This window comes from Steroidobacter sp. (genome assembly GCF_016790065.1).
Lineage (GTDB): Bacteria > Pseudomonadota > Gammaproteobacteria > Steroidobacterales > Steroidobacteraceae > Steroidobacter.
On sequence record NZ_JAEUPY010000635.1, the window covers coordinates 1 to 9,738 of the forward strand.

A 9,738-nucleotide genomic window follows, 5' to 3' on the forward strand; every position below is an offset into this window, starting at 1 on the left:
ACATGCTCGGCGTACAAATGATTCCGGCGCTGTTGTATTTCGCTTTGTTGTGGTTCGTTCCGGAAAGCCCGCGCTGGTTGCTGCTGAAGGGCCGCGATGCAGAGGCGCTGGATGTGTTGCGGCGGGTGAGTGGCGAGCAACAAGCGCAAGACAACTTGCAGCAGATTCGTCAGAGCCTGGCCGCCAAGTCGGTGTCGCGTGGCTTCCGAGGTCTGCTGGATTCGCGCGTGCGGTTGATCATGACGATCGCCCTGGGTCTGGCGTTCTTCCAGCAGATCACTGGTATCAATGCCATCTTCTATTATTTACCGACCATCTTTGCTCAAGCCGGCGGCGGCGTGGACGACGCGTTCCGTCAGGCCGTGATGGTCGGCGTGGTGAACGTGGCCATGACCTTCGTCGCCATCTGGCTGATCGACAAGATCGGTCGCAAGCCGCTGTTGATCGTGGGCATCGCCGGCATGGCACTGTCCTTGTTCGCCATTAGCTGGGCGTTCAGCCAGGAAAGTTACAATGCCCGGCTGGCATTGATGGCCATCGTCGGCTTCGTGGCGTCGTTTGCGATTTCGTTGGGGCCGGTGATGTGGGTGTTGTTATCGGAAATTTTTCCGAACGAACAGCGGGCCGCTGCCATTTCGGTGGCCGGCTTTTGGAATGCCCTGGTCAGTGCCACGGTCACCATGATTTTTCCCTGGGCGCTATCGACGCTGAGCTCGAGCGGCACCTTCCTGGTGTTCGCTCTGTTCGCGTCAGCGGCGCTGCTGTTCGTAATACTGCTGGTGCCGGAAACCAAAGGGCGCACCTTGGAGCAGTTGGAAAACGACCTGATGACTGCCAAGGCCTGAGACGATGAGTAAGCGAGCCGCCGAGAACAACACCAAGAAGCGGGCTACCGCAGTCGCTGCTGATTCGCCGACGACCCTGGAGATGGTGGCGAAGGAAGCGGGCGTGTCGATTGCCACTGTGTCGCGCATCATCAATGGCACCGCCAAAGTCAGCGCCGAGCGCAAAGAGGCTGTGGATGCGGCGATTGCCAAGCTGAATTTCCGGCCGAACGCCGCTGCGCGTGGGTTGGCGCTGGGCAAGTCCAACACCATCGGTGTGATTACGCAGGCCATCGATAGCCCGTTCTACGGCGAAGGTCTGCGCGGTATCGAGGATTACCTGCAGCAGCGTGGTTACACCGCGCTGTTCATGAGCGGCAATTGGAATGAAGAAGACGAGCAGCGCTGCATGTCCGAGCTGCTGTCGCGTCGGGTCGACGGCATCATCATTTTCTCGGGCCGGTTGGACGATCGACAACTCGCGCACTACGCCAAGCAAGTGCCGTTGGTCGTCAGCGGTCGAAATCTCAAAGCGCCCAATATTTTCAGCTTGCCGGTGGATGACGAGCGCGGCGCGCTGCTGGCCACCCGTCATTTGATCGAGCTTGGTCATCGGCGCATCGCGTTCATCGCCGGCATTCTCGACCACCCTGACGCGTCGTTGCGTTACAAAGGTTATCGACGCGCACTGGCCGACGCCGGCATTCCGCACGATCCCAAGCTGGTGGTGCCCGGCGACTTTCATGAAGAAGGCGGTGTGGAAGCCACCCAGCGGCTGCTCAAGTCCGGTCACAAATTCACAGCACTGTTCTGTGTGAACGATCAGTCGGCGTACGGCGCTTGCCTGGCTTTGTATCGCAGCGGGTTGAATTGTCCGCGCGATGTTTCCGTCGTCGGCTTCGACGACCTGCATTCCTCGACCTATCGAGTGCCGCCGCTCACCTCGGTGCGTCAATCGATTCGCGTGCTGGGCGAAAGCTCGGGCGCGGCCATGTTGCAGATGTTGCAAGGAGAGCAACCCGATATTTCTTTGCCTCAAGTCGAACTCATCGTGCGCGAATCCACCGCGGCGCCAATCGCCAACGGATCATGACCCAGCAACTACCTGTAGCCGAGTTGCGTCGGCGCTTTCCCAGCAAGTTCATCTGGGGGGTGGCGACCAGCGCCTTTCAGATCGAAGGCGCCGCGAGCGCTGACGGCAAGGGTGCGTCGATCTGGGATGACTTCTGTCGCGTGCCCGGAGCGATTGCCGACGGCGGTACCGGCGACGTGGCTTGCGATCATTATCATCGGCTCGAGTCCGATTTGGATTTGATCGCCGACCTTGGCGTGTCGGCGTATCGCTTTTCCATTTGTTGGCCGCGCGTGCAACCGACGGGCACCGGTCCGGTCAACGAACCAGGCTTGGCATTCTACGAGCGGCTGGTCGACGGCTTGCTGAAAAGAAACATTCAGCCGTACGCGACGCTGTATCACTGGGACTTGCCTGCGGAGCTGCAACGCAATCACGGCGGCTGGCTGGCGCGCGATACGGCCTATCGATTTGCCGAGTACGCCGAGGTGGTGGCGCGTCGCCTGGGAGATCGCCTGGTTTCGCTCGCAACTCATAACGAGCCGTGGGTCTCAGCGGTGTTGGGCTATGAGCGCGGCGTGTTTGCGCCGGGTATCAAAGATCGCCGCATCGCCTATCAAGCCAGTCATCACTTGCTGTTGAGTCACGGGCTGGCGATGGAAGTGCTGCGTGGCATGGGGCTGAAATGCGATCTGGGCATCGTGTTGAACATGTCTCCGGTCAGTCCGGCCACCGATTCCGAGATCGATGCGCATCACGCGCGGCTCGAAGATGGTCGGTTGATTCGTTGGTACACAGATGCGCTGTTCAAAGGCGCGTATCCACAAGACATCGTGGAGTATCTCGGGGCCGATGCGCCTCGGATCGAAGCGGGCGATGCCGAGCTCATCGCCAAGCCTTGCGATTTCGTCGGCATCAACTACTACCACCCGACCGTATCGAGCAGTTCCAATCCGGCATCGCCGGCCACGAGTGGTGCCGCCGTGACCGATATGGGTTGGGAAGTGGCGCCGCGCAGCCTGTCCGATTTGCTGTTGCGCTTGAAGCGTGACTATCGATTGCCGCCGATCTACATCACCGAGAACGGCGCGGCCTATCGCGATCAGTATGTGAATGGTCGCGTCGATGACGAACAGCGTCAGCAATACATCGAATCGCATCTGGTCGCGGTCGCTGAGGCCATCGAGCGTGGCGTCGATGTGCGCGGCTATTTTGTGTGGAGCCTGATGGACAACTTCGAGTGGGCCGAGGGCTATCGCAAGCGTTTCGGCATCGTGCATGTCGACTACTCCACCTTGCGGCGGACGGTGAAGCACAGCGGGCTGTGGTACCGATCGCTGCTGCGCGCGGCCATCTGAGCCGCCCAGTCCGGCCATATTTTCGAAATTGAAGTGACCGCGGGCCTGGCCAAAGCCAGATAGTTAGCGATTGTTGCCCGTCCCATTGCCCTTTAGGGCAATTTGGATTTCGAAATAGCTGTGGTCAAGTTGGCCACACCATGACCCCGCGCACTTCAATCCTGGCAGCCGCGCTGCTGCTGATCGGCCTTGGTTCTTCGCTGAGCCAAGCGGCGCCAGCCAGTCATCCCTTGGATGCGCTCAGCTGGCAGGAGCATTGGCGCGTGCTCGAGATCCTGGAAGCGTCGGGCCGCATCGATGCGCAGTCGCGCTTCAGTCGGATCAGCGTCCATCCGCCGGAGAAGCGTCGGGTTCTGGCGCTGAAGCCCAGCGACAAGCTGCCGCGCGTTGCCGAAGTCCAGATCAAGCAAGGCCCGCAGGCCATCGAAGCGCTGGTCGATTTGGATCAGAGCAAGGTGATCGACTGGCGCGTGATTGAAGGCGTGCAGCCCGCTTGGCTGCTCGAAGAGTTTCTCGGCGCGCCAGTGCAGGCGGTGCTGAAGCATCCCAAGTTCAAGGAAGCGATCGAGCGCCGCGGTCTTACGACCACGCGCTTTCTGAATTGCCGGGCCATGCCCATCGGCAATCATGAAGAGGCGCGCTATCGCGGCCGACGCATCGCCATCGTCCGTTGCGATCCGGTGAACGGAGTGCGCAACTTGTTCGTGCGCCGAATCGAAGGTCTCACCGCCATCGTCGATGTGAATACCAACGAAGTCATCGAGATCTCCGACGACGAAGTCGTGCCGGTGACTTCCACAACCGCCGACTACGATGCCGCGACCATTGGCGCGCGCGAATTCCCAACTTCCATTGAGTTGTCGCAGCCCGACGGGCCGAGCTTTCGTCTGCGAGGCAATGTGGTCGAGTGGGACAAGTGGCGGTTCCATGTGCGCTCGGATCAGCGCGTCGGCACCATCATCAGTCAGCTCACTTGGCAGGACGACGCCAACGCGCGTTCGGTGATGTACGAAGGCAGCCTGTCCGAGATCTTTGTGCCCTACATGGATCCGCGGCGGGATTGGTACACGCGAACGCTGCTCGACGCCGGCGAATATTCCATGGGTGGGTTGTCAGGGCCGCTCACGCCCGGCGTGGATTGTCCGAACACGGCGCACTATCTGGACAGCATCGTGGTGCTGGATAACGGCCGGCCGCAACAGAAAAACAAAGTGATTTGCCTGTTCGAGCGTACGACCGGCGACATGAGCTGGCGTCACGCCAGCGACGGCCGCCCGAAGCGCGAGTTGGTGGTGCGGATGATCGCCGACCTGGGCAACTACGATTATGTGTTCGACTGGGTGTTCGAGTCGGACGGCCAGTTCCGTATCGTCACGGGCGCCACTGGCATCGTCGCCATTCAGATGTCCAAGGTGGCCGACGCCAATCAGCCCGCCGCTGCGGATCGGCCTGATAAATATGGCCGCTTCGTCGACAAGAACGTGATCGCTGTGAATCACGATCATTATTTCAGCTTCCGGCTCGACCTGGACGTCGATGGACCGAACAACACCTTCGTCCGCGACGCGCTGGTGACGCATCGATTGCCCGAAGAATCGCCACGACGCAGCCTGTGGGTGAGCGAGGAACACGTCGCCCGCACCGAAAGCGAAGGCAAGTTGCGCATGGACATGCATCGGCCGTCGCTATGGCGCGTGACCAATCCGGCCAGGCGCAACGCCATGGGCTATCCGAGCAGCTTCCAGATCATGATGGGGCACAGCTCGCACACATTGCTGTCGCCGGACGATGTGCCGCGACAGCGCGCCGGCTTCATCGATCAGGATCTTTGGGTCACGGCTTACGATCCCAATGAACGCTACGCCGCCGGCGAATACGCCGTGCTCAGTCCGCCGGGCGAGGGTTTACCCAAGTGGGCGCAGGCCAATCGGCCTATCCAGAATCGCGACTTGGTGGTGTGGCCGACCGTGGGCATGCAGCACAAGGTGCGTGCCGAGGACTGGCCGGTGATGCCGGTGCTATGGCACGAGATCAAGATCCGGCCGTTCGATTTTCATAATCGGAATCCGGCGCTCAACCTGGGGCCGCGGCCCTGAACCGGCGGCCTAGCAGCCGAGGATGAGCTGAGTGTGTTCCGGCTGGGCAGCGCGCCGGGGGCGGGCCCGACCACGGCTGTTTCTGCTGCGTGGGCCGGCATGAATGGCTGACAAGGTTTCGCGAGCGGCTTCGGTGGCGTCGGCAACGGACGCATAGCCAAGCATACGAGTGAACAGGTCGGCCATGGGAAGCGGGCCGTAGCTGTGCAGCTCGTAGCTATAACCTTCCTGGTCGTAGAAAATCCTTGCGTAGCCATGCTCCATGTGGAGCAGATCGACCAGCGTGCGCATTGCCCTCGCCAGTAGTTGAAATCGCGACTCGATTGGAGCATCGAGAACTTTCATGGCCGCAGTATGACCAGCCACTTTGTAGAAAAGCTCCGACCAGTCCCCAGCTCCAGCATTTTAGGGGAACGCCTTATTCAAGTTTTTCAAACTGCGGCCGGCGTTGACAGGTTCCGTCGTTGACGGGTTCGTAACAACAGACCGTGGTAGCGTCGCGGCTGAGCCCCCCTCCTGGCACAAATGGCGGTCCGAATCGTCAGTTAATTATCAGCGAGCGGGCCGCATACTCCGGCGCCACTAACAACGCCTGAAGGGGATTTCGATGCGTCTGCGATCTTTGGTCCTGTCCATGGCCGTTGCCTTTGGCGCAACGGCGCATGCCGACGATGCCGGCCTGCTCTACACACTGCATTCGGCCGTCACCTTGCCCAGCACCGACAGCGGTTGGGATTACATCAAGATGCAGCCCGGCACCAGCCGCCTGTTCCTGGCTCGCGATGACGACGGTCTGACCGTGTTCGACGTCGACCAGGGCAAGGCCATTGCCACCATCGAGAATTCCAAGGGCGCCAACGGCCCGCTGCTGCTGCCCGAGTACAACCGTGGCTACATCGCGAACACCGATGGCTCGCTGCTGAGCATCGACCTGAAGACGCTCAAGCCCATCGAGCGGCTGGCGCTCGACAAGGACGGCGGCCTGAACAGCGGCGTGCTGGATCCGGCCACCAAGCAGATCCATTTCATCACCGGCACGCGGCCCACCGAATCCACCTGGTACACGCTGGATGCGGCCACCGGCAAGCTGCTCAAGACCACCAAGTTCCCGTTCCGCAAGATGGACGATCCGGCGGTCGACGGTGCCGGCAACATCTATGCACCGGCGCGTCGTGACAACCTGATCCTGAAGCTCGACTCCAAGACGCTGAAGGAAACGGCGCGTTGGACCGTGCCGTGTAACGTGTCGAAGACGCGCTGGCAGCCCACCACCAAGCGCATCCTCGCCGCGTGCACCAACAACACGCCGCAGGTGTTCATCTTCGATCCGGCCACCGGCAAGGTGACCTCGAGCGTGCCGATCCCGCCGTCGCTGGACGGCATCGGTGTCGACGAGAAGCGTAAGCGCATCGTTGCTACCAGCAATGACGGCATCATGACCGTGATCGATTACAAGGGCGCCGATCAGATCGAATTGCTCGGCACGGTGTCGACGCGTCCGGAAGCTCGCATGAGCTATCTCGATACGCGCAACGGCAACGTGTATGCGGTGACGGCGGAGTTCACCAACAGCAAGCCCGACGCGGCCGGCAAGAGCAAGTCGGTGGCTCACCCGAACAGCTTCGTGGTGCTGACCTACAAGCCGCAGTAACTCGCAGCGGTCAATCGCGTTAGCGAAGCCCTCTCTTGCCGCGGCAGGAGAGGGCTTTTTGCATTTTGGGCCGGGCGCGTAACTTCCTGGCCCGACAGCGCGGTTGTCTGTCGCTCTTCAGTATTGAATCAGTGGCATCGTTGTGTGAGGCTTTCTGCGTAGTTTCCCCACAGAGCAGCCCTATGCAAAACCTCCGCCGCCTCGCTGGCGTCGTCGCCTTGCTGTTGTCGCACGCCGCGTTGAGCGACGTTCACACCTTGCCGGCCACGTATAAGTTCAAGCCCAACGCCGAGATCGATGCTGTGTTCGCCAAGTTCGACAGCACCACCTCGCCGGGTTGTTCGGCGGCGGCGGCGCAGGATGGCAAGCTGGTTTATTCCCGCGGCTACGGCATGGCCAACTTGGATCACGGCGTGCCGATCACGCCGCAGACGCCGTTCCATGTCGCATCGGTTTCCAAACAATTCACCGCCGCGGCCGTGGTGCTGCTGGCGCAGGACGGCAAGCTGTCGCTCGATGACGATGTGCGCAAGTATTTGCCCGAAGTGCCGGACTTCGGCACGCCCATCACGCTGGCGCAGATGATTCATCACACCAGCGGCCTGCGCGACCAATGGGATTTGCTGAACCTGGCCGGCTGGCGCTATTCCGAAGATCGCATCAGCGATGCCGACGTGCTGCGCTTGATGGTTCGGCAGCGCAAGCTCAACTTCACGCCCGGCTCGCAATATTTGTATTCCAACATGGGCTACACCTTGCTGGCGCTGGTCGTGCAGCGAGTCAGCGGTCAGACGCTGCGTGAGTTCACCACCGAGCGCATCTTCAAGCCGCTGGAGATGACTAACACTCACTTCCGTAACGATCATGCTGAAATCGTGCCGGGCTTCGCCAACGGCTATGAACGCGCCGACGATTCGTTCCGTACCGACGTCACCAACTTCGATACCACGGGTGCCACCAGTCTGGTGACCACGCCGGAAGATCTGTTGCGTTGGGATGAGAACTTCTACACCGGCAAAGTGGGCGGCAAAGCATTCACCGATAAGATGGTGCAGCGAGCGACCTTGAACGACGGTTCGAGCATTGCGTATGCAACAGGTGTCACGCATGGCACTTATCGTGGCCTGCCGACGATCAGCCATGGCGGCTCGGACGCGGGCTATCGTTCGACCGTGCGCCACTTCCCCAATCAGCATTTCGGTATCGCCGTCACTTGTAACATCGCCGAAGCACGGCCGGACGAATTGGCGGATCGGTTCGCCGATGTGTTCTTGGCTGCGCAGTTGCAGCCGAAAGACAGCGACACCAAGAAGCCGGTCAAAGAGCCCAAGCTCAACGTCAAGTCGTTGCGCGCCATGGCCGGTCTGTATTTCAGCCGCAGCGATGGTCAGGTGATCCGGATCGTGGAAAAGGACGGCAAGTTGCAGCGAACCAGTCAGGAAGGCACCAATCCGCGGCCGCTGGTGGCGCTCGACCAGAATCGCTTCCGTGTCGAGAATTATCCGCAGGAACTGCTGTTCAGCGGCGAGGGTGCACAGCGCGTCATCACCACCAAGTTCGCCGATCAGAAGGCGGTGACTTTGCAGTGGATGCCGGAGTTCGCGCCGACCGCGGCGGAGTTGAATGAGTACGTCGGCTTGTTCGGCAGCGAAGAGCTCGATTCGCGCTATCGCATGCAGATCACCGACGGCAAGTTGTATGTGGCGACGTTGCGCCGAGTGCCGCTGGAAATGAAGCCGGTGACCAAGGACGTGTTCGCGACTTGGGAAATCGGTACGGTGATTTTCAAGCGCGATGCCGGCGGCCGGATTGCTGGCTTCAGCGTGACCAGCGGCCGCGCCATGGATAACGAGTTCGTCAAACTGCCGTAATCGGCAATTCGCCATGCTCCGAGGCGCTTGGCCTCGGAGCATGGAATCCAGGTTCGCCGATCGGTTCTAATACTCACCGTGCAACGCATGCCCCTTCCCGCCGGCGTCTGGGCGCTCGGCCTGGTCAGCCTGTTCATGGATGTTTCTTCGGAAATGGTCCATGCGTTGCTGCCGGTGTTCGTGGTCGGCACGCTGGGCGCGGGGGCGATCTGGCTGGGCATCATCGAAGGGGTGGCCGAAGCCACCGCCTGCATCGTCAAAGTGTTCTCCGGCGCCTTGTCGGACCGCTGGGGCAAGCGCAAATCGCTGGCGTTGTTGGGCTACGGCCTGGCGGCAATCACCAAGCCGCTGTTCCCGCTGGCGGGCAGTGCCGGGATGGTCTTCGCGGCTCGATGTATCGATCGCATCGGCAAAGGCATTCGAGGCGCGCCGCGCGACGCGTTGGTCGCTGACTACACGACCCCTGAGCAGCGCGGCGCTGCGTATGGCTTGCGGCAATCGTTGGATACAGTCGGCGCGTTCATCGGGCCGCTGATCGCTATCGGTTTGCTCGTGTTGCTGGCGAACGATGTGCGAGCCGTGTTCTGGATCGCGGTCATTCCTGCCTTCATCGCCGTGGCGATCCTCTGGTTCGCGGTGAAAGAGCCGCCGAACCTGAAGCCGCTGCAGAAGCGAGTGGTGGATCTGCGGCCCAAGGATCTGCCCAAATCGTTCTGGGTGGTGGCCATCGTCGCCACGTTCTTCACGTTGGCGCGTTTCTCCGAAGCGTTCCTGATTCTGCGGGGTGCCGACCTGGGGCTGACTATCGCCTGGACACCGCTGATCCTGGTAGTGATGAACATTGCATACATGTGCTCGGCGTACCC

Annotated in this window: 8 protein-coding genes; 7 read left to right on the forward strand and 1 reads right to left on the reverse strand. The window is 61.0% G+C overall.

Annotated features, from left to right (window positions below; genetic code table 11):
- From JNL55_RS26160 to JNL55_RS26175, 4 genes are all read left to right on the forward strand, one after another.
- Nucleotides 1–845: sugar porter family MFS transporter (locus JNL55_RS26160; RefSeq protein WP_293861378.1), on the forward strand; the 845-nt coding region annotated here is incomplete at its 5' end.
- Between the two features lie 4 nt (nucleotides 846–849).
- Entirely contained in the window at nucleotides 850–1,917 is a 1,068-nt protein-coding gene (locus tag JNL55_RS26165) for a LacI family DNA-binding transcriptional regulator (protein WP_293861381.1), read from the forward strand.
- Entirely contained in the window at nucleotides 1,914–3,254 is a 1,341-nt protein-coding gene (locus tag JNL55_RS26170) for a GH1 family beta-glucosidase (RefSeq protein ID WP_293861383.1), read from the forward strand. Before JNL55_RS26165 ends, JNL55_RS26170 begins: the two co-directional genes overlap by 4 nt.
- Nucleotides 3,255–3,394: 140 nt before the next feature.
- Nucleotides 3,395–5,350 carry a hypothetical protein gene (locus tag JNL55_RS26175; protein WP_293861385.1) on the forward strand — a complete coding sequence of 652 codons (1,956 nt, stop codon included), beginning with the start codon at nucleotides 3,395–3,397 and terminating at the stop codon, nucleotides 5,348–5,350.
- A 9-nt stretch (nucleotides 5,351–5,359) separates the two neighbouring features.
- Here JNL55_RS26175 and JNL55_RS26180 read toward each other — a convergent pair whose 3' ends face one another.
- A complete protein-coding gene (locus JNL55_RS26180; RefSeq protein ID WP_293861388.1) occupies nucleotides 5,360–5,641 on the reverse strand; it encodes a hypothetical protein in 282 nt (93 codons plus the stop codon).
- A 316-nt stretch (nucleotides 5,642–5,957) separates the two neighbouring features.
- On the opposite strand from JNL55_RS26180, the gene JNL55_RS26185 reads away from it, so the two are divergent.
- From JNL55_RS26185 to JNL55_RS26195, 3 genes are all read left to right on the forward strand, one after another.
- The gene (locus JNL55_RS26185; RefSeq protein WP_293861391.1) at nucleotides 5,958–7,001 is read left to right on the forward strand and encodes a YncE family protein; all 1,044 of its coding nucleotides are present in this window, start codon (nucleotides 5,958–5,960) and stop codon (nucleotides 6,999–7,001) included.
- 182 nt (nucleotides 7,002–7,183) lie between these two features.
- Nucleotides 7,184–8,872: a serine hydrolase domain-containing protein gene (locus JNL55_RS26190; RefSeq protein ID WP_293861394.1), complete on the forward strand. Its 1,689-nt coding sequence runs from the start codon at nucleotides 7,184–7,186 to the stop codon at nucleotides 8,870–8,872.
- A gap of 87 nt (nucleotides 8,873–8,959) precedes the next feature.
- Nucleotides 8,960–9,738 (forward strand): MFS transporter (locus JNL55_RS26195; protein WP_293861397.1); only part of this gene is annotated, 779 nt, incomplete at its 3' end.

Excerpts from the sequence above, each read along its gene's own strand:
- JNL55_RS26165 (WP_293861381.1), top strand. The coding sequence starts at position 850 with ATGAGTAAGCGAGCCGCCGAGAACAACACCAAGAAGCGGGCTACCGCA.
- JNL55_RS26170 (WP_293861383.1), top strand. The coding sequence starts at position 1,914 with ATGACCCAGCAACTACCTGTAGCCGAGTTGCGTCGGCGCTTTCCCAGC.
- JNL55_RS26175 (WP_293861385.1), top strand. The coding sequence starts at position 3,395 with ATGACCCCGCGCACTTCAATCCTGGCAGCCGCGCTGCTGCTGATCGGC.
- JNL55_RS26180 (WP_293861388.1), bottom strand. The coding sequence starts at position 5,641 with ATGCGCACGCTGGTCGATCTGCTCCACATGGAGCATGGCTACGCAAGG.
- JNL55_RS26185 (WP_293861391.1), top strand. The coding sequence starts at position 5,958 with ATGCGTCTGCGATCTTTGGTCCTGTCCATGGCCGTTGCCTTTGGCGCA.
- JNL55_RS26190 (WP_293861394.1), top strand. The coding sequence starts at position 7,184 with ATGCAAAACCTCCGCCGCCTCGCTGGCGTCGTCGCCTTGCTGTTGTCG.